Origin of the sequence: Stenotrophomonas maltophilia group sp. msm1, from assembly GCF_032025805.1 — a bacterium.
Classification (GTDB): Bacteria; Pseudomonadota; Gammaproteobacteria; order Xanthomonadales; family Xanthomonadaceae; genus Stenotrophomonas; species Stenotrophomonas hibiscicola.
In genome coordinates, this window is sequence record NZ_JAVSKH010000002.1 from 1,407,697 (window position 1) to 1,434,449 (window position 26,753).

At 67.4% G+C, this 26,753-nt stretch carries 26 protein-coding genes; all 26 read left to right on the plus strand.

What is annotated here, in order from left to right:
- Positions 1–72: 72 nt before the first annotated feature.
- The 26 genes from ROV95_RS14180 (at position 73) to flhA (ending at position 26,713) form a co-directional block, all read left to right on the plus strand.
- Positions 73–1,308 carry a flagellin gene (locus ROV95_RS14180; RefSeq protein ID WP_312544953.1) on the plus strand — a complete coding sequence of 412 codons (1,236 nt, stop codon included), beginning with the start codon at positions 73–75 and terminating at the stop codon, positions 1,306–1,308.
- A 441-nt stretch (positions 1,309–1,749) separates the two neighbouring features.
- Positions 1,750–3,168 (plus strand): flagellar filament capping protein FliD, encoded by a 1,419-nt coding sequence (fliD, locus tag ROV95_RS14185; RefSeq protein ID WP_111104208.1) that lies wholly within the window; start codon positions 1,750–1,752, stop codon positions 3,166–3,168.
- Between the two features lie 127 nt (positions 3,169–3,295).
- Positions 3,296–3,712, plus strand: coding sequence for a flagellar export chaperone FliS (gene fliS / locus ROV95_RS14190; RefSeq protein ID WP_021201753.1), 417 nt, complete (start codon positions 3,296–3,298; stop codon positions 3,710–3,712).
- Positions 3,709–4,002 (plus strand): hypothetical protein, encoded by a 294-nt coding sequence (locus ROV95_RS14195; protein WP_019659610.1) that lies wholly within the window; start codon positions 3,709–3,711, stop codon positions 4,000–4,002. The genes fliS and ROV95_RS14195 overlap by 4 nt, the downstream gene beginning before the upstream one ends.
- Positions 3,999–4,577 (plus strand): PilZ domain-containing protein, encoded by a 579-nt coding sequence (locus ROV95_RS14200; RefSeq protein WP_019659609.1) that lies wholly within the window; start codon positions 3,999–4,001, stop codon positions 4,575–4,577. Before ROV95_RS14195 ends, ROV95_RS14200 begins: the two co-directional genes overlap by 4 nt.
- A gap of 92 nt (positions 4,578–4,669) precedes the next feature.
- A complete protein-coding gene (locus tag ROV95_RS14205; protein ID WP_005413261.1) occupies positions 4,670–5,302 on the plus strand; it encodes a response regulator transcription factor in 633 nt (210 codons plus the stop codon).
- A gap of 438 nt (positions 5,303–5,740) precedes the next feature.
- Complete coding sequence (rpoN, locus tag ROV95_RS14210; protein WP_312544956.1) at positions 5,741–7,150, plus strand: RNA polymerase factor sigma-54; 1,410 nt, start codon at positions 5,741–5,743, stop codon at positions 7,148–7,150.
- A gap of 14 nt (positions 7,151–7,164) precedes the next feature.
- Entirely contained in the window at positions 7,165–7,542 is a 378-nt protein-coding gene (locus ROV95_RS14215) for a response regulator transcription factor (RefSeq protein ID WP_005409556.1), read from the plus strand.
- Entirely contained in the window at positions 7,539–9,044 is a 1,506-nt protein-coding gene (locus ROV95_RS14220) for a sigma-54 dependent transcriptional regulator (protein WP_088610805.1), read from the plus strand. Before ROV95_RS14215 ends, ROV95_RS14220 begins: the two co-directional genes overlap by 4 nt.
- An 877-nt stretch (positions 9,045–9,921) precedes the next feature.
- Positions 9,922–10,287, plus strand: coding sequence for a flagellar hook-basal body complex protein FliE (gene fliE / locus ROV95_RS14225; protein WP_005409552.1), 366 nt, complete (start codon positions 9,922–9,924; stop codon positions 10,285–10,287).
- Positions 10,288–10,300: 13 nt separating this feature from the next.
- Positions 10,301–11,947, plus strand: coding sequence for a flagellar basal-body MS-ring/collar protein FliF (fliF, locus tag ROV95_RS14230; RefSeq protein ID WP_021203865.1), 1,647 nt, complete (start codon positions 10,301–10,303; stop codon positions 11,945–11,947).
- A 7-nt stretch (positions 11,948–11,954) separates the two neighbouring features.
- Positions 11,955–12,941, plus strand: a complete 987-nt coding sequence (fliG, locus tag ROV95_RS14235; RefSeq protein WP_024958226.1) for a flagellar motor switch protein FliG — start codon at positions 11,955–11,957, stop codon at positions 12,939–12,941.
- Positions 12,938–13,579, plus strand: coding sequence for a FliH/SctL family protein (locus ROV95_RS14240; RefSeq protein WP_021203864.1), 642 nt, complete (start codon positions 12,938–12,940; stop codon positions 13,577–13,579). The genes fliG and ROV95_RS14240 overlap by 4 nt, the downstream gene beginning before the upstream one ends.
- Complete coding sequence (locus tag ROV95_RS14245) at positions 13,576–14,961, plus strand: FliI/YscN family ATPase (protein ID WP_005413257.1); 1,386 nt, start codon at positions 13,576–13,578, stop codon at positions 14,959–14,961. Before ROV95_RS14240 ends, ROV95_RS14245 begins: the two co-directional genes overlap by 4 nt.
- A 3-nt stretch (positions 14,962–14,964) precedes the next feature.
- Entirely contained in the window at positions 14,965–15,432 is a 468-nt protein-coding gene (gene fliJ, locus ROV95_RS14250) for a flagellar export protein FliJ (RefSeq protein ID WP_021203862.1), read from the plus strand.
- Positions 15,432–16,577 (plus strand): flagellar hook-length control protein FliK, encoded by a 1,146-nt coding sequence (locus ROV95_RS14255; protein ID WP_312544963.1) that lies wholly within the window; start codon positions 15,432–15,434, stop codon positions 16,575–16,577. The genes fliJ and ROV95_RS14255 overlap by 1 nt, the downstream gene beginning before the upstream one ends.
- 137 nt (positions 16,578–16,714) lie before the next feature.
- Positions 16,715–17,230, plus strand: a complete 516-nt coding sequence (locus tag ROV95_RS14260; protein WP_019659602.1) for a flagellar basal body-associated FliL family protein — start codon at positions 16,715–16,717, stop codon at positions 17,228–17,230.
- A 10-nt stretch (positions 17,231–17,240) separates the two neighbouring features.
- Entirely contained in the window at positions 17,241–18,245 is a 1,005-nt protein-coding gene (fliM, locus tag ROV95_RS14265) for a flagellar motor switch protein FliM (protein WP_021203860.1), read from the plus strand.
- The gene (gene fliN / locus ROV95_RS14270) at positions 18,242–18,577 is read left to right on the plus strand and encodes a flagellar motor switch protein FliN (RefSeq protein ID WP_005409543.1); all 336 of its coding nucleotides are present in this window, start codon (positions 18,242–18,244) and stop codon (positions 18,575–18,577) included. The genes fliM and fliN overlap by 4 nt, the downstream gene beginning before the upstream one ends.
- Positions 18,574–18,993 carry a flagellar biosynthetic protein FliO gene (gene fliO / locus ROV95_RS14275; RefSeq protein WP_014037105.1) on the plus strand — a complete coding sequence of 140 codons (420 nt, stop codon included), beginning with the start codon at positions 18,574–18,576 and terminating at the stop codon, positions 18,991–18,993. The genes fliN and fliO overlap by 4 nt, the downstream gene beginning before the upstream one ends.
- Position 18,994: 1 nt before the next feature.
- Positions 18,995–19,774 (plus strand): flagellar type III secretion system pore protein FliP, encoded by a 780-nt coding sequence (gene fliP, locus ROV95_RS14280; protein ID WP_019659599.1) that lies wholly within the window; start codon positions 18,995–18,997, stop codon positions 19,772–19,774.
- Positions 19,775–19,834: 60 nt separating this feature from the next.
- Entirely contained in the window at positions 19,835–20,104 is a 270-nt protein-coding gene (locus tag ROV95_RS14285) for a flagellar biosynthetic protein FliQ (protein ID WP_005413254.1), read from the plus strand.
- A gap of 13 nt (positions 20,105–20,117) precedes the next feature.
- Positions 20,118–20,909: a flagellar biosynthetic protein FliR gene (fliR, locus tag ROV95_RS14290; protein ID WP_111104212.1), complete on the plus strand. Its 792-nt coding sequence runs from the start codon at positions 20,118–20,120 to the stop codon at positions 20,907–20,909.
- A gap of 274 nt (positions 20,910–21,183) precedes the next feature.
- On the plus strand, positions 21,184–23,319 hold the full coding sequence (locus ROV95_RS14295; protein ID WP_312544969.1) for an EAL domain-containing protein: 2,136 nt from the start codon (positions 21,184–21,186) through the stop codon (positions 23,317–23,319).
- 158 nt (positions 23,320–23,477) lie between these two features.
- Entirely contained in the window at positions 23,478–24,608 is a 1,131-nt protein-coding gene (flhB, locus tag ROV95_RS14300; protein ID WP_312544971.1) for a flagellar biosynthesis protein FlhB, read from the plus strand.
- Between the two features lie 44 nt (positions 24,609–24,652).
- Positions 24,653–26,713 (plus strand): flagellar biosynthesis protein FlhA, encoded by a 2,061-nt coding sequence (gene flhA / locus ROV95_RS14305; protein WP_171953159.1) that lies wholly within the window; start codon positions 24,653–24,655, stop codon positions 26,711–26,713.
- The last annotated feature ends 40 nt before the right edge of the window (positions 26,714–26,753 follow it).

The following is a 26,753-nucleotide window of genomic DNA, read 5'->3' on the forward strand; positions in this document are numbered from 1 at the left end:
GACCACTGGGCGGCGGCTGAGCTGCCGCCCGGTTCCTGAAACACGTACCACCTTCGCCAAAGGAAAAGCACCATGGCACAAGTCATCAATACCAACACGATGTCGTTGAACGCTCAGCGCAACCTGAGCACCAGCGGCAGCTCGCTGGCCACCACCATCCAGCGCCTGTCCTCCGGTTCGCGCATCAACAGCGCAAAGGACGACGCCGCCGGTCTGGCGATCTCCGAGCGCTTCGGCACCCAGATCCGCGGTACCGACGTCGCCATCCGCAATGCCAACGACGGCATTTCGCTGGCCCAGGTCGCCGAAGGTTCGCTGTCGGAAATCGGCAACAACCTGCAGCGTATCCGTGAACTGTCGGTGCAGTCGTCGAACGCCACCAACTCGGCCAGCGACCGCAAGGCCCTGCAGGCCGAAGTGACCCAGCTGAAGTCGGAAATCGATCGCGTCGCCAAGCAGTCCGAGTTCAACGGCACCAAGCTGCTGGACGGTTCGTTCTCCAGCCAGCTGTTCCAGGTTGGCGCCAATGCCGGCCAGGCCATCGCCATCGACAAGGTCGTCGATGCCAAGACCAGCTCGCTGGGCGACGCCACCTTTGCCAATGTCTACAAGGGCACCAAGCTGGGCGTCACCCCGGCGCAGCCGGGCCCGCCGCCGGTTCCGGCCGTCGACACCGACAAGGCCACCGCTGACATGAGCATCGACAAGATCACCGTCAAGGTGACCGACGCCGATGGCAAGGCAACCGACGTCACCGTGGGTGCCTTCACGATCAAGGCGGGTGAGTCGATCACCAAGAGCACTGCCGCCGCCATCAACGCCAAGATCGGCGAAACGGGCGTCCAGGCTTCGGTCGATGACGCGACCATCAACCTGACCTCGGTCAAGGCCGGCCAGACCTTCAGCCTGACCTATGCGACCGCTGCCAACGAAGCGGCCGTGGGCCTGACCCAGACCAGCACCGATGGCGGCGAACTGACCGGCGCCACCTCCAGCAAGCTGGACGACGTCGACGTGTCCACCGTTGCCGGTGCACAGCAGGCACTGGAGATCGTCGACAAGGCGCTCAGCTCGATCAACAACACCCGCGCTGACCTGGGTGCGATCCAGAACCGCTTCACCTCGGTCGTCGCCAACCTGCAGACCTCGACGGAGAACCTGTCGGCTTCGCGTAGCCGCATCAAGGACACCGACTTCGCGAAGGAAACCGCCGAGCTGACCCGCACCCAGATCCTGCAGCAGGCCGGTACGGCCATGCTGGCCCAGGCCAACCAGGTGCCGCAGGGCGTGCTCAGCCTGCTGCGCTGATCCACGGCAAGAAGGCGCCGCTACCGTCGAAGTGAATCGACGGTAGCGGCAACCTGGAAGCCATGGTGCTCGAAGGCGCGGGCCATGCCCGGCCCGGGAAACCTCCCGAACCGGCTCGGCATCGCCCGCTCCTGCGGACCTCTCTTTCAGCGCTGTACCTTTGACTGTACGTACCGGGCGGCTTCGTCTCCCCCCGATTGTCAGTAGCCTGATCCCTCCCCTGCATTGGGGGAGGGCTTTTTGCAGACCCCCGGCAGCCTGCGGTGAATGTCCCCGCACCCTGCCCCAGCCCTCCTGCAATCTGCGTGCCAGAACCTGCGCCAGACCATTGGCACGGCGCATGCATCAACGAAGTCCTCAAGACCCAGCGGCGCAGGCCGCTATTTTCGTTGACGACGGGCCGCCGCACGACGGCCAGGCCCGGATACCAGGAGAAACGACGTGGCAGACTTTGGATACGGTGGCATTGGCTCGGGGCTGGACATTTCCAGCATCGTCAACCAGCTGGTCGCAGCTGACCGCAAGCCCGCCGACAATGCGCTGAACCTGCAGCAGTCCAAGGCCAAGATGCAGCTGTCGTCGATCGGCACCGTTACGGCGGCCTTCGACAAGCTGAAGACCGCGCTGACGGCCCTCAAGGCCACGACGGCCTTCGATACCCGCACCGTCACCGCCACCGGCAAGGCCGGTCCGAACAATGCAGATGATGTGCTGACGGCGTCGGTCGCGTTGTACGACGTGGGCACGACCAAGGCAGCGGCCTCCAACGGCACGCACCAGGTGGAGGTGAAATCCCTCGCCACGGCACACAAGCTGATCGCCGATACCTCGGTGCCCAAGACCGACACCTTCGGTGCCGGAACCTTGACGCTGACCGTTGGCGTGGGCGACAAGGCCAAGACCATGAACGTGACGGTGGAGGACGGCGACACGCTGACCACCATCCGCAACAAGATCGATGCCGCCGGGCGCAAGGAAGGCGTGCAGGCCACGCTTATCAGCTCGGGCGACAACCAGTATCTGTCGATCGCCCAGGAAAAGACCGGTGCCGCCAACGCGATCAAGCTGGAGTATGCCGGCAGCGACCCGAAGCTGGGTGCACTGGTAGGCAGCCTGAAAGAAAACACGGCCGCTGCGGACGCCGAACTGACCATCGACGGCGTCAAAGTGGTCAGTGCCAGCAATACGGTGACCGATGCGGTACCGGGCCTGACCCTGAACCTGAAGGTTCCCGGCAAGAGTACCGTGGTGATCAGCACCGACACGGCCGCCGCGACCAAGGTCATGCAGGAATTCGTGACCGCCTACAACGCGGCGATCGCGGCGATCAACACGGAGACCAAATACGACGCCAAGACCAAGGAAGCCGCCACCCTGACGGGTGACGCGCAGATGCGCGGCGCCTCCAGCCAGCTGCGTTCGATGATGTCGAGCGTGTTGAAGGAGCTCTCGGCCGACGGCCTGGATCCGAAGGTGCTGGGCCTGCAGACCCGCGGTTATCCCAACGCCGACGGCAGCCTCGTTCTCGATACCACCAAGTTTGCCGCCGCACTGGCCAGCCAGCCTGAGAAGATCCGCTCGGCCATCACCGGCGACACCGGCGGTGCTGGCACCCTGTACACCATGGTCGACGGCTATGTCAGCACCACCGTCGGCAAGGAAGGGGCGTTCGTCGCCCGCACCAAGGGCCTGAACACCACGCTGGACAACATCGACAAGCGCCGCAAGGACCTCGACACGCGCATGAAGAACGTCGAGGAACGCTACAAGAAGCAGTTCCTGGCGCTCGACAGCCTGATGGGCAAGCTGCAGCAGAGCAACACCGCACTGCAGCAGCAGCTGGCACAGCTGAACCGCTAAGGACGGCGTGCAACGCTCAAGTTTGGCGTGGTTCGCACCGATAACGGACGCAACAGCAATCAACGCCGCACCGCCGGCCACGGTCCCCACGACCACCCGACGGCACCCAGCGCAAGGAGAATCACGAATGTACGGTTCCAGCCGTCAATATGCCGAGCAGTACCGCCAGGTAGGAGTGACCAGTGCGGTTGCCGACGCCGATCCGCACAAGCTGGTGGCGATGCTGCTGGCGGGCGCGCTGGAGCGCGTACGCCGTGCCCAGGCCAGTCTTGAGCGTGGCGACCAGGCCGGAAAGGGCAAGGCGATCGGCGAAGTCTGCGCGATTGTCGGCCACCTCAACGGCTCGCTGGATCACGAAGCCGGCGGCGAGATCGCCGGCAATCTGTCGGCACTGTACGACTACGTGTTGCAGCGCCTGACCGAGGCCAACCTGCACAACGACCGTGCCGCGCTGGATGAATCGCTTCAACTGCTGGGCGAGATCGACAGCGCCTGGAATGCGATCCCGCAGGAACAGCGCCGGCCGGCCGCGGTGGCGCCATGAGCCTGCACGAACTGCACGCCCAGCTGGATGCCTTCGAGAAGGCCCTGGGCGAAGAGTCCCTCGACCAGGCCGACAGCCTGCTCGACGGCCACGACAGCACGCTGCATGCGCTGCTCAGCCAGCCGCTGGCCGCCACCGACCACGCACCGCTGGCTGCGCTGTTCGAACGCCAGCAGAATCTGCTCGGCCTGCTGCGCCAGCGCCGCGATGCGGTGGCAGCACTGATGAATGACGGCCAGCGTTCCCTTCGCGCAGCGCATGCCTACCTGCAGGCAGAATCGCTGGCATGACCCAATTGCCGACCACGTCGCTGCACCACCCGGCTGAAAGCGAGCTGTTCGACGAGACGCTCAGCTGCGAGCTGGCCCTGCCGGCCGAGTTCCAGGCAGGCAGCGCGGCCGGTCGCACCAGCAGCGCCGAAGGCCTGCTGCGCAGCCTGGCGCTGGTTGAAGACAGCCGCGTTGACGAACATGACGACCGCAATGAGGCCAGCCTGCAGTTGCAGCGGCTGGAGGCCAAGCTGGATCTGGCGATGGTGCTGCTCGGCCGGCTGGTACGCCAGCAGGGCCAGGAACTGACCCTGCGCCCCGTGCGCTGGTCGCGCCGCGGCATCCGCCTGCAGCTGGGCCCACGCAGTGGCGCCAGTCCCGGCCAGGCCGGCGTGGTGCGCCTGCAGCCCAGCGATTGGCTGCCCGACCATATCGACCTGCCGGTGGAAGTGATCGCCGAAGCGGCGGACGGTGGCGGCGGTCACTACCTGTGGCTGCGTTTCCAGCGTCTTGGCGATGGCCTTGAGATGGCAATGGAGCGGCACTTGTTCCGCCTGCACCGCCGCCAGGTGGCCGAGGCGCGCCGCGCCCGCTGAAACCTGCCACCATCACGCTTTGCGGGCAAGCCTTGGCGCGCCCGTTCAGCTAAGTTAAGGTGGACTCCCCTACACGGATCTGTTGCGTGCCTGTGCGAGTTCTCATCGTCGACGATCACACCCTCGTCCGCGCCGGCCTGGCGCGGCTGCTGCAGGGGTTTGCCGACGTGCAGCTTGTTGCCGAGGCCAGCAACGCCGAGCAGGCACTGCAGCTGGCCCTGCAGCACGCACCGGATGTGGTGCTGATGGACCTCTCGCTGCCGGGCCGCACCGGCCTGGAAGCACTCAGCGACATCCGCCTGCGCGCGCCCGGTACCCGGGTGGTGATGATGACCATGCACGACGATGCCGCTCACGTGCGCGATGCGCTGGATCGGGGCGCGGTCGGGTTCGTGGTCAAGGATGCAGCACCGCAGGAGTTGGAACTGGCGCTGCGCGCCGCGCACGCCGGCCAGGTGTTCCTGAGCCCGCAGATCTCCGCCAAGATGCTGGCACCGATGCTGGGCCGCGAGAAGCCCACCGGCATCGCCGCGCTGTCGCCGCGCCAGCGCGAGATCCTGCGCCGCATCGGCAAGGGTGAGAGCAACAAGGAAATCGCCGCCGACCTCGGCATCAGCGTCAAGACGGTGGAGACCCACCGCGCGCGCATGATGGAATCGCTCGGCTGCCGCCGCGCCAACGATCTGCTGCTGCTGGCCGCGCGCCACCAGCACGAGCTGGAGTAAGCGCGAGCCTCGGCGGCGCGAAACGATGGCTGGGTAGAGTGGGCTGTTGGTAGAGTCGACTGCCAGTCGACTTGCGCGCGGAGCGCGGGACTTTTCCTTGGCCTGATCGGAGAGCAGTCGACTGACAGTCGACTCTACCGGTGATCGTCTCTATCGACAGCCGACGCAGCCAACCCGCACCCAGCGACGAATTCCCGTCACCCTGACACTCCCCGACAGGAATCCGTACACGGCGCAGCCCGATCAATCCGGCCTTTGCACCGGAAATCAGCAACTTAGCAGCGATCATCGTCAACAATCCGCGTCGATGTAGGGAATGCCCCTACACCCTGTCAGGACATTCACCAAGCCCCTCAGGAACCCCCTGATTCCGCCCCCGCCGGATCAAAAGCAAGATGCGTTCCACAAGGCGCCGGGGAGCGGCGCCGGGGAACCACGATGAAGGCTGCACTCTCGACCCAGCTGGGCCAACAACTTCACCTCACCCCGCAGTTGCTGCAGTCGATCCGGCTGCTGCAACTCGACGGCCTGCACCTGGAACAGGAAATCCAGCGCCTGCAGGACTCCAACCCGCTGCTCGAAATCGAAGAGGCCGAAGCGCCTGCCGCCGAAGCCACCGAGGCCAGCGCGACCACGCTGGAAACCGCCGCGTTCGACGAGTTGCCCGAGTCTTCGATGTGGGACGTGGTCGGCGCCAGCTGGCAGGACGGCGACGACGATCGCATGGCGCGCATCGCCGCCGGCGAATCGACCGACCCGCAATTGCGCGTGCTGCAGCGCCTGTCGCTGGACATGGATGACCGCGAACTGGCGGTGGCCGCGTTCTGGCTCGACCACTGCGATGAGGCCGGCTACCTGCAGGCGCCGCTGGCACAGCTGCAGCTGCTGGCCAGCGCCCAGTTCGACATCGCCGCCGCTGGCGTGGAAACCATCCGCCAGCAGCTGCTGCACGGCGAGCCCGCAGGCATGGCCGCACAGGACCTGCGCGAAGGCCTGCAGGCGCAGCTGCGCAGCCTGCACGGCGTGGTGCCGGCCCGCCATCTGGCTGCGCGCATCCTGGACGGCGCGCTCGATGCACTGGCTGCCCACGACTACCCCGCCCTCGCCCGCCAGCACGACGCCGAGATCGACGACGTGCGCGAGGCGGTGCGCCTGATCCTGTCGCTGCAGCCGCGCCCCGGCGACAGCCTGCTGCCGGAACGCAATGCCGTTGTGGTTCCGGACGTCGTCGCCTGGCACGCCGACGGGCAGTGGAAGGTCGCCCTGAACCCGGCCACCAGCCGCCGCGTGTCGATCAACAGCCAGTACGAACAGGTGCTGGCCGAAACCAGCGACGCCGCCCCGGCGCTGCGCGAGATGCTGCAGGAGGCGCGTTGGTTCAGCCGTGGCCTGTCGATGCGCTACGACACCCTGCTGCGTACGGCGCGGGTGATCGTCGAGCGCCAGGCCGCCTTCCTGGTGCGGGGCGAAGAGGCCATGGCGCCGTTGACCCTGAAGGAAGTGGCCGAGGAAATCGGCATGCATGAGTCCACCGTCTCGCGCATCACCACCGGCAAGTTCCTGCAGACCCCGCGCGGCACCTTCGAGCTGAAGCACTTCTTCGCCGTGCGCCTGGAGGGCGCCAGCGTCTCCGGCCAGGCGGTGAAGGCCATGGTCCGCCGCCTGATCGACGCCGAACCGGCCGGCCGCCCGCTGGCCGACGAGGCCATTGCCGGCCTGCTGTCGCGCCAGGGGGTGAACATTGCCCGCCGAACCGTCGCAAAATACCGAGAACAACTGGATATCGCCCCGGCCCGGGAACGGCGCCGGCTCAGCGCCAGGCAACCCCAGCTGGCCCGGGTGGGCTGAAAAGGATGTTGGACATGAACAAGCTCACGGTCCTGCTGGTCGATGACCACGAGGGCTTCATCAACGCGGCGATGCGCCATTTCCGCAAGATCGACTGGCTGCAGATCGTCGGCAGCGCCGGCAACGGCCTGGAAGCGATCGAGCGCTCGGAAACGCTGCGCCCGCAGGTGGTGCTGATGGATCTGGCCATGCCGGAAATGGGGGGGCTGCAGGCCACCCGCCTGATCAAGTCGCAGGACGATGCGCCGTACATCGTGATCGCCAGCCACTTCGACGACGCCGAGCACCGCGAACACGCGCTGCGCGCCGGCGCCGACAACTTTGTCAGCAAGCTGTCCTACATCCAGGAAGTCATGCCGATCCTGGAAGGCCTCAGGGAGGAACAGTCGTGAGCGAATCGCGCATCCTGGTGCTGGACAACGACGCCGTGCGCGCGGAGCGCACCGTTGCCCTGCTGGAATTCATGGACTTCAACCCGCGCTGGGTGTCCGACGCAGCCGACTTCGACCTGGGCCGACAGCGCCAGAACGACTGGATGGCGGTGATCGTCGGCAGCCTGGACGACAGCCCCGCCAGCACCGCGCTGTATCACTGGCTTGGCGGCAGCAGCCTGCCGCCGCCGGTACTGCTGGCCGACGGTGATGCCGCTGCGTTCGCGCAGCAGCATGGCCTGCACGAAGCCAACATCTGGCCGCTGGAAACCCCGCTGCGCCACGCGCAGATGGAAGCGCTGCTGCGCCGCGCCAGCCTCAAGCGCCTGGATGCCGAGCACCAGGCCGGTGCCGCGCAGGAGCAGGGACCGACCGGCAACGGCCCGGCGGTCACCGCGCTGCGCACCATGATCGAACAGGTGGCCGCATTCGACACCACCGTGCTGGTGCTGGGCGAATCCGGCACCGGCAAGGAAGTGGTGTCGCGCGCCATCCACCAGCGTTCGCCGCGCCGTGATGGCCCGTTCGTGGCGATCAATTGCGGCGCCATTCCGCCTGACCTGCTGGAAAGCGAGCTGTTCGGCCACGAAAAGGGTGCCTTCACTGGCGCACTGACCGCGCGCAAGGGCCGTTTCGAAATGGCCGAAGGCGGCACCCTGCTGCTCGACGAGATCGGCGACATGAGCCTGCCGATGCAGGTGAAGCTGCTGCGCGTGCTGCAGGAACGCAGCTTCGAGCGCGTCGGTGGCAACCAGACCATCCGCTGCAACGTGCGCGTGGTGGCCGCGACCCACCGCGACCTGGAGACCCGCATCGCCGAGGGCAAGTTCCGCGAGGATCTGTTCTACCGCCTCAACGTGTTCCCGATCGAAGTGCCCGCGTTGCGCGAGCGCCGTGAGGACCTGCCGGCGCTGGTGGAAACCATCGCCGCGCAGCTGGCCCGCACCGGCCGTGGCGAAGTGCGCTTCACTCCCGAAGCGCTGCAGGCGCTGTCCAGCTACGAATGGCCGGGCAACGTGCGCGAGCTGACCAACCTGGTCGAGCGCCTGGCGGTGCTGCATCCGGGCGGTTCAGTACGCGTGCAGGACCTGCCGGCCCGCTACCGTGGCGATGCCGCACTGGCAGCGGTGGCTGCACCGGCACCGGCAGCTACGGTTGCCAACGAAGAACGACTGGACCTGCGCAGCTTCTCGTTCCACACGCCCGGCAGCGGCAACCAGCCGGCGCTGGAGCACGGCATCGCCGTCAATCGCCCGGCGGCACCGGCCGCCCTGCCCGACGAAGGCATGGACCTGCGCAACCACATGGCCAACATCGAACTGGGCCTGATCAACGAAGCACTGGAACGCACCCAGGGCGTGGTCGCCCACGCCGCCCAGCTGCTCGGCCTGCGCCGCACCACCCTGGTGGAAAAGCTGCGCAAGTACGGCATCGAACGCGAGCAGGCCGAACTGGCCGGCTGAAGCGCGCTACCAGCATGAAGGGAGCACGAACGCCTGGGCTTGCCCAGGCGTTGGTGTTTTGGCGCCGCTGCACGACGTCAGTAGATCCACACCATGTGTGGATAGAGACCGTGGCCGCGCGCTGACAACGCCGCGCATTTGCACAAGTTCCTACAGACAACGTTGCCGCGTTCCGGAGGATGGAGTGAGACTCCCAACGAGGCTCCACCATGCATCGCCTCACCCTGCTCGCCGCCCTGCTCTGCCCCGGCATTGCCGCCGCCACCGGCTGCACCCTGCCCAATCCAGATGACTGAAAGCTACCCAGCCGGTCCCGCCCACTACACCCTCCTGCTGACCTGCCAGACAGACCGCCAGGGCCCTTTCATCTACACCCGGCACGACGGCCCCATCGCCCCGCGCCAGCGCCAGAATTCCGGCCGATGGACCCTGCAGCCCTAGGCCAGAAAACCGACGCCGGTTAAATGGCGCCACGACCGGAGTCAGAGCCGGTTGCGTTACAACGGGATCCGACCCCGTGCCGACCAACGGTCGGCACCCACCACCATCAGAAGCACCATCAGCAGCAGGTTCCAACAGATCGCGGCCAACTGTCGAAGGCGGGGTGGGTCCGGTTGCGGGGGCGTGAGCGCCATGGATGGCGCGACCGAGCCTACAGGGACGTATTCACGGCGTCCCCCGCAACCGGACCCACCCCGCCCCCCCACGGATAGCCCGATTTTGACGTTGATGTTGACGTCGCGTCGGCGGGTGCAGGGCGCAGCCCTGCCACCAAACACCCCCCACCCTCATTTCACTGAATCGAAAACCGGTTTCGGCACGGCACTTGCACTGGCTCCAGCAGACAACCCCATCCCTGTTTCTGGAACCGTTGCAGATGTCCCACTCCGTCACTTCGATCCTTTCGCAGATCCGCTCCTATCAGACCCAGATGGGGCAGCCGGCGCTCAACCCGCTGGGCGAAACGCCGCGCAGCAACGCCCTGCCGGGCACGGTGCTCGATGCACCGCAGGCCCAGCCGGCCAGCTTCACCGAAACCCTGCGTGGTGCGATTGCCGGCGTCAACGATGCGCAACAGAAGTCCGGCGCCCTCGCCAAGGCCTTCGAAATGGGCGACCCCAGCGCCGACCTGGCCAAGGTGATGGTCGCCTCGCAGCAGTCCCAGATCGCCTTCCGCGCCACCGTGGAAGTTCGCAACCGTCTCGTCCAGGCTTACCAGGACGTGATGAACATGCCGCTGTAAGGAATAGAGACGCATGGCACTGACGCTCTCCAAGGACAGCCTGAACGCCGAAAAGGCCGGGCAATGGTTCGACCGCCTGCAGAGTCTGCAGATCACCCGTCGGCTGGGCCTGATGGCGATGATCGCGGTGGCGGTGGCGGCAGGCCTGTCCGTGTTCTTCTGGTCGCAGAAGCCGGGCATGGTCCCGCTGTACACCGGCCTGGACCAGAAGGCGACCGCTGAAGCGACCGACCTGCTGCGCGCCGCACAGATTCCGTTCGCACTCGACCCGGCCACGGGTGGCATCACCGTGCCGGAAAAGAACCTGCACGACGCGCGCCTGAAGCTGGCCGGCTCCGGCTTGACCGACAGCGGCAAGCTCGGCTTCGAGCTGATGGAGCGCGACCCGGGCTTCGGCGTCAGCCAGTTCGTGGAAAGCGCGCGCTACCAGCATGCGCTGGAAACCGAGCTGTCGCGCACCATCAACACGCTGCGCCCGGTGCGCGATTCGCGCGTGCACCTGGCCATTCCCAAGCCCAGCGCCTTCACCCGCCAGCGTGACGTGGCCAGCGCCTCGGTGACCCTGGAACTGCGTGGCGGCCAGCAGCTGGAACGCAGCCAGGTGGACGCCATCGTGCACATGGTCGCGGCCAGCATCCCGGATCTCGCCCCGGAACGGGTGACCGTGGTTGACCAGAGCGGGCGCATGCTCAGCGTCAGCGACCCGAACAGTGAGGCGGCGGTCAACGCTGCCCAGTTCGAACAGGTGCGCCGCCAGGAAACCTCGTTCAACCAGCGCATCCGCGAGCTGCTGGAACCGATGACCGGCCCCGGCCGGGTCAACCCGGAAGTGAGCGTGGACATGGATTTCTCGGTGACCGAGGAAGCCCGTGAGCTCTACAACGGTGAACCGCAGAAGCTGCGCAGCGAGCAGATGAGCGAGAACACCACCAGCACCCCGGGCCCGCAGGGCGTGCCGGGTGCCACCAGCAACAGTCCGCCGGGCCAGCAGGCCACGCCGGCCACCGCGCAGGCCCCGACCGAAAGCAGCAAGAACGCCACCCGCAACTACGAGCTGGACCGCACCCTGCAGCACACCCGCCAGCCGGCCGGCCGCATCAAGCGCGTGTCGGTGGCGGTACTGGTGGACAACGTGCCGCGCGCCGGTGCCAACGGCAAGGTCAGCCCGCAGCCGCTGTCGGCCGCGGAACTGACCCGCGTCGAGGCGCTGGTGAAGCAGGCCGTCGGCTTCAACGCCGAGCGTGGCGACACCGTGTCGGTGATGAATGCCCCGTTCGTGCGTGACACCACGCCGGTCGAAGGGCCGGCCTGGTGGGAACTGCCATGGGTGCACGATGCCGGCCGCATGCTGCTCGGCGCGGTGGTGGTGCTGGCGTTGTTGTTCGGCGTACTGCGCCCGGCGCTGCGCGCGATCACCGGCCAGAACAGGAAGGACGACCCGCAGGCACTGGAGCCGCACACCGCGGACGTGCAGCTGGTGGATGACGATGGCATGCCGCTGCCGGCGCTGGGCGCCGACCGGGCGAGCCTGGCCGGGCCGGAGGCCCTGGCCCTGCCGGTGGATTCATATGAGGAACGACTGCGGATGGCGCGTGAAGCCGTAAAGACCGACTCCAAGCGCGTGGCCCAGGTGGTCAAGGGCTGGGTGGCCAATGACTGAGGCACAACTGACCGGCGTACAGCGCGCGGCCGTGCTGCTGCTGTCCCTGGGTGAGCTGGATGCGGCCGAAGTGCTGCGCCACATGGAACCCAAGGAAGTGCAGAAGATCGGCATCGCCATGGCCACCATGACCGACATCACCCGCGAGCAGGTGGAACGGGTAATGGACCAGTTCGGCCAGGAGCTGGGCTCGAAGACCTCGCTGGGCGTGGGTTCGGACGACTACATCCGCAACATGCTGGTGCAGGCGCTGGGCAGCGAGAAGGCCGGCAACCTGATCGACCGCATCCTGCTGGGCCGCAACACCACCGGCCTGGACGCGCTGAAATGGATGGACCCGCGTGCGGTGGCCGACCTGGTGCGCAACGAGCACCCGCAGATCATCGCCATCGTGATGGCGCACCTGGAAACCGACCAGGCCGCCGACGCGCTGAAGCTGCTGCCGGACCGTACCCGCGTGGACGTGCTGCTGCGCATCGCCACCCTCGACGGCATTCCGCCGAACGCACTCAATGAACTCAACGAGATCATGGAGCGCCAGTTCGCCGGCAACCAGAACCTGAAGTCGTCGAACATCGGTGGCGTGCAGTGCGCGGCCAACATCCTGAACTTCATGGACAGCGGCCAGGATCAGGCCATCCTGGGCGAGATCGCCCGCATCGATGCGCCGCTGAGCAACCGCATCCAGGACCTGATGTTCGTGTTCGACGATCTGGTCGACCTGGATGACCGCGAGATGCAGCTGGTGCTGCGCGAAGTGAGCGGCGAGCGCCTGGGCCTGGCCCTGCGCGGTGCCGACATCAAGGTGCGCGACAAGATCACCCGCAACATGTCGCAGCGCGCGGCCGAGATTCTGCTGGAAGACATGGAGGCCCGTGGACCGGTGCGCCTGTCCGACGTGGAAGGCGCCCAGCGCGAGATCCTGGCCATCGTCAAGCGCATGGCCGATGAAGGCACCGTTACCATCGGCGGCAGCGCGGAGGCCATGCTGTGAGCAACGTCGTGCGCTGGCTTGCCCCGGACCTGCTGGCCCAGCCCGAACCGGCGCTGGAGCAGGAGGATGCATTCGAACTCACCGAGCCGGACCCGGAGCATGAACCCGAGCCACCGCTGCAGCTGCCGACGCTGGAGGAAATCCAGGCAATACAGGACAGCGCCGAGAAGGAAGGCTTCCAGCACGGCCATGCCGAAGGCTACGGCCAGGGGCAGGCCGAAGTGCGCCGCCTCGCCGCGCAGATCGAAGGGATCCTCGACAACTTCAGCCGGCCGCTGGTGCGGCTGGAAAACGAAGTGGTCGGCGCGCTCGGCGAGCTGGCCGTACGCATCGCCGGTGCGCTGGTCGGCCGTGCCTACGAAGCTGAGCCGGCACTACTGGCACAGCTGGTCGGTGAGGCGATCGACGCGGTGGGTGGCAGCACCCGCGAGGTCGAAGTGCGGCTGCACCCGGACGACATCGCCGCGCTCGCCCCGCTGTTGAGCCTGCCGCCACAGCAACGCCTGGTGCCGGATACCAGTCTCAGCCGCGGCGATCTTCGCGTGCACGCCGAAGCGGTGCGCATCGACGGCACCCTGGAAGCGCGCCTGCGCGGCGCGCTGGACGCGGTGATCCGCCAGACCGGAGCCAATACATGAATCCCGATCCGCAGCCGACGCCGCCACCGGCCGACTGGGCCATGGCCCGCAACCTGCGCCTGGCCCGTCGGCTCGACGGCCTGCGCGTGGATACCGCCCATGGCCGTGGCCTGATCCGCGAAGGCGTGCTGCGCCGCGCGGTCGGACTGACCCTGGAAGCGGTCGGCTGCGAAGCGCCGCTGGGTGCCAGCTGCAAGGTGGAAGTGGTCGATGGTGGCTGGGTCGATGCCGAAGTGGTCGGCTTCGCCGGCGAGCGCACTTACCTGATGCCGAGCGCGGAACTGCACGGCCTGCTGCCCAACGCACGGGTGGTGCCGTCTGCGCGCCGTGGCGGCGTTGAAGTGGGCGAAGGGCTGCTCGGCCGCGTCATCGACAGCGATGGCGTGCCGCTGGACGGCAAGGGCCCGATCCGCGCCGAGGGCCACGTTGGCATGGCCGGCGTGTCGATCAATCCGCTGGCGCGTGAGCCGATCACCCAGCCGCTGGACGTGGGCGTGCGCGCGATCAACGCGCTGCTGCCGATCGGCCGCGGCCAGCGTGTCGGCCTGTTCGCCGGCTCCGGCGTCGGCAAGTCGACGCTGCTGGGCATGATGACCCGCTATACCGCCGCCGACGTGATCGTGGTCGGCCTGATCGGTGAACGTGGACGCGAAGTCCGCGATTTCGTCGAGACCACGCTGGGCGAGGAAGGCCTGCGCCGCGCCGTGGTGGTGGCCAGTCCCGCCGACCGGCCGCCGCTGGCGCGCCTGCACGGTGCCTACCGCGCTACCGCCATCGCCGAATGGTTCCGCGACCAAGGACTGAACGTGCTGCTGCTGATGGACTCACTGACCCGCTTCGCCCAGGCGCAGCGCGAGATCGGCCTGTCGGTCGGCGAGCCGCCGACCACCCGCGGTTACCCACCGTCGGTGTTCGCCAAGCTGCCGGCACTGGTCGAACGCGCCGGCAACGGCGCCAAGGGCCGTGGCTCGATCACTGCGTTCTACACGGTGCTCACCGAAGGCGATGATCCGCAGGACCCGATCGCCGATGCGGCGCGCGCGATCCTCGACGGCCACATCCTGCTCTCGCGGCGCGTGGCCGACAGCGGTCTGTACCCGGCCATCGACGTCGAATCGTCGGTCAGCCGCGTGGTCACGGAAATCGCCGACGAACCGTGGCGCCTGCGCATCCGCAAACTGAAACGACTGGTCTCGGCGTATTCGGCCAACCGTGACCTGATCGCCATCGGCGCTTACCAGCGCGGCAACGACGCGGCCACCGACGAAGCCCTGGAACGCTGGCCGGAAATCATGGAGTTCCTCGGCCAGGACGTTGCCAAGGCCGCAGATCTCCCGCACAGCCAGGCGGCGCTGCAGCGCCTGGTGGAACAAGAGAGTTAAGCCATGAACCAGTCCAAGCGCATCGATCCCCTGCTCAAGCGGGCCCAGGAACACGAGGACGCGGTCGCCCGCGACCTGGCCGAACGCCAGCGCGTGCTCGACACCCATCTATCGCGACTGGACGAACTGCGCCGTTATGCCGAGGAGTACGCCAACGCGCAGATGGCGGCGACCAGCCCGGCGCAGCTGCTCAACCGGCGTGCATTTCTCGACCGCCTCGACAGTGCGGTAGAGCAGCAGCAGGCCACGGTCAACGGCAACCGCGAGAAGGTGGAGGCCGAGCGCGCCCGCCTGATCCTGGCCAGCCGTGACAAGGCCGTGCTGGAACAGCTGGCGGCCAGCTACCGGGCGCAGGAGAAAGTGGTCACCGACCGCCGCGACCAGCGCGAGATGGACGACATCGGTGCGCGCCGTGCGCGTCTGGTGCAGGCCGAAGACCAGGATGGCACCGAGCAGGGAGGCCGCCCGTGATGCCCGCCCCGCTCGCCAGCAGCGCCAACGCGCAGGCACAGACTGCCGGCGGCGCTGCAGCGCGCGCGCCACGCAGCGAGGCCAGCAAGGATTTCAGCCAACTGTTGCAGGGCGGCGCGCCGGACGCGCTCGCCGGCGCCGCCACGTCACCGCCCACCCCGGCACCGAAGCCGCAGACGAGCGCCGATGGAAATGGCCAGGCGCCGGAGGAACGCAGCATGGATGCGGCGGCGACGGGAAACGAGACGTCGCCCTTGCCGCCGCAAACTCCGCCTGCGGGTGATCGGGCAACGGACAAGGACACGCCGGTGGCTACCGAGGACGCGCCGTGGCCGCCGCTGGGCCTGGCCGGCCTGGTCCTGGCGATGCCGGCCCCCTCCGATCCTGCCGCCACTGCTCCTGCTGCAACGGGTGCGGGCACGGCGCTGCCGGCCACTGCCGGACCGGGACTGCCTGCCCCGACGCCGACCCCGGCGCCGGGCGCAGCCGTCGCATCGATGACTGACAGCACGCCGCCGGCCGCCAGCGCCGGCGATGCCACGACCCTGCCACTACCGGAGACGGTCCTGCCGGGCAGCAAGCATGGCGACCGCGACAGCAACGGCGTGACCGCGATCGGCGACCGTAGCGCTGCCCCATTCCTGCACGCCCCGGCCCCGGCGCTCCTGCAGGACCTCAAGGCTGCGCTCGCTACCGGCACTGCGGTCTTCAACGGCGAACCGACGCCCAGGCCCGTGTTCGGCGACGATGGTTTCGACCAGGCCATTGGCGCGCGCCTGGGCTGGCTGGCCGACCAGAAGATCGGCCACGCCCACATCCGCCTGAGCCCGGACGACATGGGCCCGGTGGATGTGCGCCTGCAACTGAACGGCGACAAGGTGCACGCCAGTTTCAGCAGCCCGCATGTGGACGTGCGCCAGGCACTGGAAAGCAGCCTGCCGCGCCTGCGCGAACTGCTGGGCGAACAGGGCTTCCAGCTGGCCCACGCCGATGTCGGCCAGCAGGCTCCGGGGGGTGACGGCAATGCGTCGGGGCGGCCCGGTGGCGGCGGTCTGCCCGGCGACGGAGAACCGACGCCGGGCGATGGCAGCGTGTCGTCGGCGCAGCTGATCCGCCAGCGCGGATTGCTGGACGCTTACGCCTGACAGGCGTGCCAACCAAGGTTGGCAGCCACCAGAGCGATGCGGCTGGCACCCCGACGGAATCCCGTCGCACCCCTCTGCCCCGGCTCCGGCACACCCCTTGCATATCCCGGTGAAGCAACCCTCAGGAGCTTCACCCCGTGGCCGCAGCCGCTGACAAAACCAAGAAGACCGCCGAGAAGGACAAGGCCGCCAAGCCGCGCAGTCCGATCCTGATCACCGCACTGGTGGCCGTGCTGGCCGCCGCTGCCGCCGGTGGCGGCGTATGGTTCTTCACCCAGTCAAAGCACGAAGACAAGACTGCGCAGGCGCCGAAGAAGAGCGCCACCCCGGCCCCCGCGCAGTACTTCGCGCTGGACCCGGCGTTCGTGGTCAATCTCAATGGCCCGGTCGATGGTCCGCGCTACCTGCAGCTGGAAGTACAGCTGATGACCCGTGACCCGGCTGCGCTGGAAGCGATCAAGACCCATGCACCCGCCATCCGCGCACGCCTGCTGATGCTGTTCTCGCAGGTCAGCCCGGACCAGATCGCCGATGTCGCCGGCAAGCAGAAGCTGCAGGCTGCGTCGCTGGCCGAAGTGCAGAAAGTGCTCAAGGCCGAGACCGGCAGCAATGGTGCCGACGACCTGCTGTTCACCAGCTTCGTGACCCAGTAAGGGCCCACCGATGAATGATCTGTTGTCCCAGGACGAGATCGATGCCCTGCTCCACGGCGTGGACACTGGCGCGGTCGAAACCGATCCGGAACCGCCGTCAGGCGAAGCGCGCTCGTACGACTTCGCCAGCCAGGACCGCATCATCCGCGGTCGCATGCCGACCCTGGAAATGGTCCACGAGCGTTTCGCGCGCCTGTGGCGGATCGGCCTGTTCAACCTGATCCGCCGCTCGGCCGAGCTGTCGGTGCGCGGCATCGAACTGATCAAGTTCAACGACTACATGCACTCGCTGTATGTACCGACCAACCTGAACCTGATCCGCTTCAAGCCGCTGCGCGGCACCGGCCTGATCGTGTTCGAGCCGACCCTGGTGTTCGCCATCGTCGACAACTTCTTCGGTGGCGACGGGCGCTACCCGACCCGCATCGAAGGCCGCGAGTTCACCGCCACTGAAATGCGGGTGATCCACCTGCTGCTGAAGCAGACCTTTGCCGACCTGCGCGAGGCCTGGGCGCCGGTGATGGACGTGGACTTCGAGTACATCAACTCGGAGATCAACCCGCACTTCGCCAACATCGTGACGCCACGCGAATACGTGGTGGTGTGCCGCCTGCACGTCGAACTCGATGGCGGCGGTGGCGACATCCACGTCACCCTGCCGTACTCGATGCTGGAGCCGATCCGCGAGCTGCTCGACGCCGGCATCCAGAGCGACCGCAACGACCGCGACGAAAGCTGGGGCCAGACCCTGCGTGAACAGCTCAACATCGCCGAAGTCACCCTGTCCAGCGTACTGGCCAGCAAGCGCATGACCCTGCGCGACCTGACCCAACTGAAGGTCGGCGACATCCTGCCGATCGAACTCAGCCCGCAGGTGCCGCTGTGCGTGGAGAACATCCCGGTGTTCACCGGCGAGTTCGGCATCGCCAACGGCATGAACGCCGTGAAGATCACCGCTACCCATCCGCCGGGCACCCGCCCGCGCGTACCCGTCATCCAGGAAGACCCGCAATGAACGATATCGACGCCCTCGAACCCACCCCGGCCCAGTTCAGCAGCCTGCAGGCCGATGAGGCGAACGGCCCGGACCTGAACCTGGACGTGATCCTGGACGTACCGGTGACCCTGTCGCTGGAAGTCGGTCGCGCGCGCCTGCCGATCCGCAACCTGCTGCAGCTCAACCAGGGCTCGGTGGTGGAACTGGAACGGGGTGCCGGCGAGTCGCTGGACGTGTTCGTCAACGGTACCCTGATCGCCCACGGCGAGGTTGTGGTGATCAACGACCGCTTCGGCGTGCGCCTGACCGACGTGGTCAGCCCGAGCGAGCGGATCCGGAGACTGCGTTGAGCCTGCTGGCCTCCACCCTGCTGGCGGTCGGCAAGACCGCCGCGCCCATCGGGCCCCAGGTCGGCCAGCATGCGGCCGCCGCACCCAGCCTGTTCGGCGCGGTGCTGGCGCTGCTGGCAGTGCTCGCGCTGGTCATCGGCCTCGGCTGGCTGCTCAAGCGCATGCCCGGCAGCGGCTTCCGCCCGGCCGAAGGCATGAAGCTGGTGGCCAGCCTGAGCGTGGGCGCCAAGGAGCGCGTGGTGGTGGTCGAGGTCAACGGCCAGCAACTGCTGCTGGGCGTCACCGCCGGTGGCATCAACACCCTGCATACCCTGCCCGAACCGTTGCCGCCCCCGGCGCCGGTGCGCGTGCCGGACTTCAAGAATCTTCCGAATTTCGCCCAGCTGCTGCAGCAGCGGCTGCGCAAGGACCCCTGACATGCGTGTCACCCGTACCCGTCTTGCCACCCTGATGCCGTGGCTGCTGTTGCTTGCCCTGTGCCTGTTGCCGGCACTGGCGTTCGCCGCGCCCGGCGCCCCGAACACGCCGCTGCCGGACATCAACGTGGGCAAGATCGGCGGTGCACCGGTCAGCCTGCCGCTGCAGACCCTGCTGCTGATGACGGCGATCACCCTGATCCCGTCGATGTTGCTGGTGCTGACCTCGTTCACCCGCATCATCATCGTCCTGGGCCTGCTGCGTCAGGCGCTGGGTACCGGCCAGACGCCGTCCAACCAGGTGCTGCTGGGCCTGGCCCTGTTCCTCACCGCGATGGTAATGATGCCGACCTGGGACAAGGCCTGGAGCGCCGGCATGGCGCCGTACCTCAATGGCGAGATCGACTTCCAGACCGCCTGGACGCTGACCACCACGCCGTTGCGCGCCTTCATGCTGGCGCAGATCCGCGAGACCGACCTGATGACCTTCGCCGGCATCGCCGGGCACGGCACCTACGCCAGCCCCGATGCGATCCCGTTCCCGGTACTGGTCGCCTCGTTCGTCACCAGCGAGCTGAAAACCGCTTTCGAGATCGGCTTCCTGATCTTCATCCCGTTCGTGATCATCGACCTGGTCGTGGCCAGCGTGCTGATGTCGATGGGCATGATGATGCTGTCGCCGATGCTGGTGTCGGCACCGTTCAAGATTCTGCTGTTCGTGCTGGTCGATGGCTGGGTGCTGACCGTGGGTACGTTGGCAGCCAGCTTCAATCCGGCTTGATATCCCGCGCAAAGCGCAGTCGAGCATGGCTCGACTCTACAAGAGCAGATGGACCCCCGAATGTCTCCCGAACTTGCCCTGACTGAACTGCGTGGCGGCCTGATCACCGTGTTGTGGGTGGCTGGCCCGCTGCTGCTCACCGTGCTGGTGGTGGGCGTGGTGGTGGGCGTGGTGCAGGCCGCGACCCAGCTCAACGAACCGACCATCGCCTTCGTCGCCAAGGCGGCGGCACTGACCGCGGTGCTGTTCGCGCTGGGCAGCCTGCTGATCGGCCACCTGGTGGAGTTCACCACGCTGCTGTTCCAGCGCATTCCACACCTGATCGGCTAGGACACCCGCTTCGATGGACGCCGCCACCCAGATGGCAGCCGACGGCCTGCAGGCCTTCGGCATGATCGGTACCGTACTGTGGACCATGCTGCGCATCGGCGCTGTGGCCATGGCCATGCCGATGGTCGGCACCCGCGCGGTGCCGGCACGGATCCGCGTGATCCTGGCCGGTACCCTTGCCATCGCACTGGCCCCGCTGCTGCCGCCGGTTCCGGACTGGACCGGCTTCGACGCCGCCACGGTGCTGACCATCGCGCGCGAGCTGGCCATCGGCGTCTCCATCGGCTTCCTGCTGCGGCTGGTGTTCGAAGCCGGTGCGATGGCGGGCGAACTGATCGCGCAGGGCACCGGCCTGGCCTTCGCGCAGATGAGCGACCCGCTGCGCGGTGGTACCTCCGGCGTGATCGGACAGTGGTTCTATCTGCTGTTCGGGCTGCTGTTCTTCACCGCCAACGGCCACCTGGCGCTGATCTCGCTGCTGGTGGACAGCTATCGCGCACTGCCGATCGGCGCTCCGCTGCCGGACCCGCACGCGTTCTTCAGCATCGCCCCGACTTTCCTGCTGACCGTGCTACGCGGCGCGCTGACCCTGGCGATCCCGCTGACGGTGGCGATGCTGGCAGTGAATCTGGCGTTCGGCGTGCTGGCCCGGGCCGCTCCGGCGCTGAATCCGATCCAGCTGGGCCTGCCGGTCTCGTTGCTGCTGGGTCTGTTCCTGCTGGCGCTGCTGGCCGGGGAAATGGGCCCGCCGGTACAGCGCCTGTTCGATGCCGCCTTCCAGGCTGCGGACGCGGTCACACACTGACCTGATCATCACGTTTTACTGCTTGCCATGCCTTTGTTTCTGTAGAGCCGAGCCCATGCTCGGCTGTCTTCGGCAGGAGCGGCAGCCGAGCATGGGCTCGGCTCTACGGGGCGCAATTTCACGTTTTACTGCTTGCCCTTCCCCCGGGTCTGCGCGTTAGAGTGAATGCGCGGCAACCGGGGGGATGCCGCACGTGGCCGCCGCCCTGCGTCGGCCTGCCTCATGCATGCCCCACCGTGGTTTCCGTCGACAGGCAGGTCCGGGAGACTGACGAATGCTGGTAGGCACGTACAACCCGTGGCTGGTCGCAATCTCGCTGCTGGTAGCCGTGATGGCTTCCTACACTGCACTGGCAATGGCCGGGCGCACGATTACCGCGCCCGGCAAGGCCGCGGCCTGGTGGTGGCGTCTCGGTGGTGGCTTCGCCATGGGCTTGGGCATCTGGTCGATGCACTTCATCGGCATGCTCGCCTTCGATCTGCCCATTCCGCTCGGCTACGACCTGCCGATCACCCTGCTCTCGCTGGCCTTGGCGATCGCTTCGTCGGTATTCGCACTGTGGCTGGTCTCGCTGCGTACTCTGCCGCATCCACGGCTGGCCGGCGGTGCCCTGCTGATGGGCACCGGCATCGCCGGCATGCACTACGTCGGCATGGCCGCAATGCGCATGCAGCCAGGCATCGACTACGACCCGGGCTGGCTGCTGCTATCACTGATGGTGGCGGTCGCCGCCTCGTGGACAGCCCTGTATGTTGCGTTCCGCCTGCGTGGGCAGCGCACCCGTATCGGCGACCGCTTGGCCGCGGCGGGGCTGCTCGGCCTGGCGATCGTCGGCATGCACTACACCGGCATGGCCGCCGCTCGCTTTCCGGAGGGCAGCATCTGCGGCGCAGCCGTCGGCGACGGCTTGCAGAGCGAATGGCTGGCCATGCTGGTGGTGGTGCTGTCCGTGGCGATCCTCGCGGTGGTGCTGGTGGTGTCCTGGCTGGACCAGCGGGTGGAGGCGCAGCTGCTGCGACTGCGCAACTCCATGCTGAGCACCTCGTTGACCGATGCGCAGCAGGAACTGACCCAGGCCGCACTGCATGATCCGCTCACCCGCCTGCCCAACCGCCTGCTGCTGCAGCGTCGCATCGTGCAGGCACTGGCCGAGGCCGAGCAGGGCGGCAGCCGTTTCGCCGTGATGTTCATGGACCTGGACGGCTTCAAGCAGGTCAACGATGCCTACGGCCACCAGGCCGGCGATGCACTGCTGGTGGCGGTGGCCGAGCGCACCCGCCAGCTGCTGCGGCCCAACGATATGCTGGCACGACTGGGCGGTGACGAGTTCGTGCTGGTGGTACGCATCGAACACGACGAGGACCTGCCCACCCTCGCCCGGCGCATCCTGCAGGCGGTGGGCAGCGGCCCGTTGCTGCCGGACAACGAACTGCAGGTAACCGCCAGCATCGGCGTGGCAATCTGCCCCGACCACGCTGCCAGCGAACGGCAGCTGATGGCGTTTGCCGATGCGGCGATGTACCAGGCCAAGGAATCCGGACGCAACGCCTTCGTGCTGTTCGCCGACTGGATGAATGACAGCGCCGAACAACAGTTCCGGCTGCTGGCCGACCTGCGCCGGGCCATTGGCAGCGAGCAGCTGTTCCTGCACTACCAGCCCAAGATCCGCGTGGCCACGCAGAAGGTGGCCGGTGCCGAAGCGCTGATCCGCTGGCACCATCCGGAGCATGGCCTGATTCCGCCCGATCGGTTCATCCGCCTGGCCGAGTGCAGCGGCGCGATCAACGAGATCGGGCGCTGGGCGCTGGACCAGGCCTGCCTGCAACTGCGGCGCTGGCACGATGCCGGTCACGAAGGCTGGTCGATGTCGGTGAACCTGTCGCCGGTGCAGTTCAGTTCGCCGCACCTACTGCAGGACGTGCGCGCGGTGATCGAACGCAACAACATCGCTCCGCGCCACCTGGTGCTGGAAATCACCGAAAGCACGGTGATGCGCGATACCGACACCAGCCTGCGCTTGCTGCAGGCGCTGTCGGCGCTGGGCGTAGGCATCTCCATCGATGATTTCGGAACTGGCTATTCCAGCCTGCTGTACCTGAAGCGGCTGCCGGCCACCGAGATCAAGATCGACCATGCGTTCGTGCGCGACCTGGAACACAGTGCAGAGGACGTGGTGATCGTCTCGGCGATCGTGGCGCTGGGCCATGCGCTGGACATGGACATCGTCGCCGAGGGCGTGGAGACGGCCGCCCAGCGCGCCTACCTGGAGCGGCTGGGATGCGATTACCTGCAGGGCTACCTGCTCGGCCGCCCGGTCGACGCGGCGCGCTTCATGCAGCTGCACGACCTGCCCCGGCCGCGGGTGGAGCTGGCGCAGAGCCCACCGTCCAGCGACAACTCTCCCCTGTAGAGCCGAGCCTGCGCTCGGCTGCTCTTCGCGCCCGATCCAAACATGGCCGAGCATGGGCTCGGCTCTACAAATAGATCCGCGCCGCGCGTGGATAGGCAACACCCCATCACGGAACAGTTCTTGCACGCACCCCGGCAACCCCTGCCGCAGTGCCCGTGATGTCCGAGAACGAATCCGCCGGCGAAAAGACCGAACAACCCACCGAAAAACGCCTGCGCGACGCCCGCGAACAGGGCAACCTGCCGCGCTCGCGCGAACTGGGCACGGCCGCCGTGTTCGGCGCCGGCGTGCTGGCGGTGATGGCGATGAGCGGCTCGATCGGCCGCGGCGCCACGGCCTGGATGAAGCAGGCGCTGAGCCCGGAACAGAGCCTGCGGCAGAACCCGAAGGAACTGTTCGGCCACTTCGGCGACCTGCTGCTGCAGTTCATGCTGGTGATCGCACCGCTGGTGCTGGTCTGCCTGCTGGCCAGCTTCGTCGCCCCGCTGGTGATGGGCGGACTGCGCTGGTCGGCCAAGACGATGATGCCCGACCTCAACCGCATGAACCCGATGAGCGGGCTCAAGCGCCTGTATGGCCCGGAGGCCCTGGCCGAGTTCACCAAATCGCTGCTGCGCGTGGCTTTCGTCGGCGTGGCTGCCGGCCTGGTGGTGTGGACCGGCTTCGACACACTGCGCGGGCTGATCCACCGCCCGCTGGAGACCGCCATCACCGACGGCCTCGGCTTCACCCTGCGCCTGCTGCTGGCCACCGCCGGCGCGATGCTGGTGCTGGCCGCCATCGACGCGCCGTACCAGCGCTGGAACTGGATGCGCAAGCTGAAGATGACCCGGGAAGAGCTGCGCCGGGAAATGAAGGAAAGCGAGGGCAGCCCCGAGGTCAAGGGCCGCATCCGCCAGCTGCAGCAGCAGATGGCCAACCGCCGGATGATGGAAGCGGTACCGACGGCGGACGTGGTGGTGGTCAACCCCACCCATTACGCGGTGGCCCTGAAGTACGAAGGCGGCGCCATGAACGCCCCCACCGTGGTCGCGCTGGGCGTGGACGAGACCGCCCTGCGCATCCGTGAAGTGGCCGACGGCAACAAGGTCGCGATCGTCTCCGCCCCGCCTTTGGCACGCGCCTTGTATCGGGAAGGCCAACTCGGAAAGGAAATTCCCGTGAGACTGTATTCGGCCGTCGCCCAGGTCCTGTCCTACGTCTACCAGCTGCGCGCCTGGCGCACTGGCCCGATGCCGGACGCCCCGCACATCCAGGTGGATGAATTCGGCAAGGGAGGCCGCCCGTGAGCGCCCAGCCCGCCACCGGATTCAACACCCGCCGCGCCCTGGAAATGATCCGCCAGGGCCTTGGCGCACCGCTGATCGTGCTGGCCCTGCTGGCCATGGTCGTGGTGCCACTGGCCGCGCCGGTGCTCGATGCGCTGTTCACCTTCAACATCGCCATCTCGCTGATGGTGCTGCTGGCGGTGGTCTACGTGAAGCGCCCGCTGGATTTCACCATCTTCCCGATCGTGCTGTTGATCACCACCATGCTTCGGCTGGCGCTGAACGTGGCCTCCACCCGCGTGATCCTGCTCAATGGCCAGAACGGGCACGATGCCGCGGGCAAGGTCATCGCCGCCTTCGGTGAATTCGTGATCGGCGGCAACTACGCGGTCGGCATCGTGGTGTTCGCGATCCTGACCATCATCAACTTCGTGGTCATCACCAAGGGCGCCGGCCGCGTCTCGGAAGTGACCGCGCGCTTCATCCTGGACGCGATGCCCGGCAAGCAGATGGCGATTGACGCCGACCTCAACGCCGGTTTGCTGACGCGTGAAGAAGCCAAGCTGCGCCGCGAGGAAGTCCGCGAGGAGGCCGACTTCTACGGTGCGATGGACGGTGCCAGCAAGTTCATCCGCGGCGACGCCATCGCCGGCATCCTGATCCTGTTCATCAACATGCTCGGCGGCCTGGCCGTGGGCGTGCTGCAGCATGGCATGCCGTTCGGCGAAGCCGCCGCCACCTATACCCTGCTGTCGATCGGTGACGGCCTGGTGGCACAGCTGCCGGCGCTGCTGGTCTCCAGCGCGGTGGCGATGCTGGTCACCCGCGCCTCGCGCTCGCAGGACATGGCCCAGGCCATGACCGGGCAGGTGTTCGGCCAGTACCGGGCGCTGGCGATCACCGCCGGCATCATCGGCCTGGTGGGCCTGGTGCCGGGCATGCCCAACGTCGCTTTCCTGACGCTGGCCTCGATCCTCGGCTTCATTGCCTGGAAGCTGTACCGCAAGACCCAGGCCCCGGCCGCCGATGCCGCCGCAACGGGCAAGGACCCGGCGGCGCTCAACGCCCTCGGCCGCCCGGCCGCGCCGGCGCCCACCGCCGAACTGAGCTGGGACGAACTGCGCCCGGTCGATCCGCTGGGCCTGGAGGTCGGCTACCGGCTGATTCCGCTGGTGGACAGCAACCAGGGCGGCGAACTGATGGCGCGCATCAAGGGCGTGCGCCGCAAGCTCACCCAGGATGTCGGCTTCCTGATTCCATCGGTACACATCCGCGACAACCTGGAACTGCCCGCCAACGGCTACCGCGTGCTGGTGCACGGCGTGCCGGTGGCCACCGCCGAGATCCACCCCGACCGCGAGCTCGCGCTGGACCCGGGCAGCGCGCTTGGCACGCTGGAAGGCATCGCCGGCAAGGACCCCGCGTTCGGCCTCGATGCCACCTGGATCCAACCGCACCAGCGTGCCCAGGCCGAAACGCTGGGCTACACGGTGGTCGACCCGGCCACCGTGGTCGCCACCCACCTTTCGCACCTGATCCGCGAGCACGCACCTGAGTTGCTCGGCCATGAGGAAGTGCAACACCTGCTGGCCAACCTGGCCAAGAGCGCGCCCAAGCTCGTCGAAGATCTGACGCCGAAGGCGCTGCCGCTGTCGGCGGTGGTGCGCGTGCTGCAGAACCTGCTGGTCGAGCGCATTCCGATCCGCCAGCTGCGCAAGATCGCCGAGGCACTGGTCGAACATGCGCCCAGCAGCCAGGACCCGGCCGTGCTGACCGCCGCCGTGCGCACCGCCCTGGGCCGCTTCATCGTGCAGGAGATCGCCGGAATGTCGGCGGAGCTGCCGGTGTTCACCCTCAACCCGCAATTGGAACGTGTCTTGCAGGAGTCCACGCAGGGCAACGGCGCCGCGCTGGAACCCGGACTCGCTGAGCGACTGCACCAGAGCCTGGCCGAATGTGTCAGCAAGCAGGAAGCCCGCAACGAGCCCGCGGTCGTGCTGGTACCTGGCCCGGTGCGCGCCGCGCTGGCACGCCTGGTCCGCCACAGCGTTCCGTCGCTGTCGGTCCTGGCCTACAGCGAGGTGCCGGAGGACAAGCGCCTGAAGCTGGTCGGAACGATCAGCTGACGCCGCCCGCCGACGCGCCAGAAAACAGACACCACCTTCG

Coding starts and splice junctions, on each gene's coding strand:
- rpoN (WP_312544956.1), top strand. CDS start 5,741: ATGAAGGCTGCACTCTCGACCCAGCTGGGCCAACAACTTCACCTCACC.
- fliN (WP_005409543.1), top strand. CDS start 18,242: ATGAACGATATCGACGCCCTCGAACCCACCCCGGCCCAGTTCAGCAGC.
- fliE (WP_005409552.1), top strand. CDS start 9,922: ATGTCCCACTCCGTCACTTCGATCCTTTCGCAGATCCGCTCCTATCAG.
- ROV95_RS14180 (WP_312544953.1), top strand. CDS start 73: ATGGCACAAGTCATCAATACCAACACGATGTCGTTGAACGCTCAGCGC.
- ROV95_RS14215 (WP_005409556.1), top strand. CDS start 7,165: ATGAACAAGCTCACGGTCCTGCTGGTCGATGACCACGAGGGCTTCATC.
- ROV95_RS14195 (WP_019659610.1), top strand. CDS start 3,709: ATGAGCCTGCACGAACTGCACGCCCAGCTGGATGCCTTCGAGAAGGCC.
- fliS (WP_021201753.1), top strand. CDS start 3,296: ATGTACGGTTCCAGCCGTCAATATGCCGAGCAGTACCGCCAGGTAGGA.
- fliM (WP_021203860.1), top strand. CDS start 17,241: ATGAATGATCTGTTGTCCCAGGACGAGATCGATGCCCTGCTCCACGGC.
- fliP (WP_019659599.1), top strand. CDS start 18,995: ATGCGTGTCACCCGTACCCGTCTTGCCACCCTGATGCCGTGGCTGCTG.
- fliF (WP_021203865.1), top strand. CDS start 10,301: ATGGCACTGACGCTCTCCAAGGACAGCCTGAACGCCGAAAAGGCCGGG.
- ROV95_RS14200 (WP_019659609.1), top strand. CDS start 3,999: ATGACCCAATTGCCGACCACGTCGCTGCACCACCCGGCTGAAAGCGAG.
- fliJ (WP_021203862.1), top strand. CDS start 14,965: ATGAACCAGTCCAAGCGCATCGATCCCCTGCTCAAGCGGGCCCAGGAA.
- ROV95_RS14285 (WP_005413254.1), top strand. CDS start 19,835: ATGTCTCCCGAACTTGCCCTGACTGAACTGCGTGGCGGCCTGATCACC.
- flhB (WP_312544971.1), top strand. CDS start 23,478: ATGTCCGAGAACGAATCCGCCGGCGAAAAGACCGAACAACCCACCGAA.
- ROV95_RS14295 (WP_312544969.1), top strand. CDS start 21,184: ATGCTGGTAGGCACGTACAACCCGTGGCTGGTCGCAATCTCGCTGCTG.
- fliR (WP_111104212.1), top strand. CDS start 20,118: ATGGACGCCGCCACCCAGATGGCAGCCGACGGCCTGCAGGCCTTCGGC.
- flhA (WP_171953159.1), top strand. CDS start 24,653: ATGATCCGCCAGGGCCTTGGCGCACCGCTGATCGTGCTGGCCCTGCTG.
- ROV95_RS14245 (WP_005413257.1), top strand. CDS start 13,576: ATGAATCCCGATCCGCAGCCGACGCCGCCACCGGCCGACTGGGCCATG.
- ROV95_RS14255 (WP_312544963.1), top strand. CDS start 15,432: ATGCCCGCCCCGCTCGCCAGCAGCGCCAACGCGCAGGCACAGACTGCC.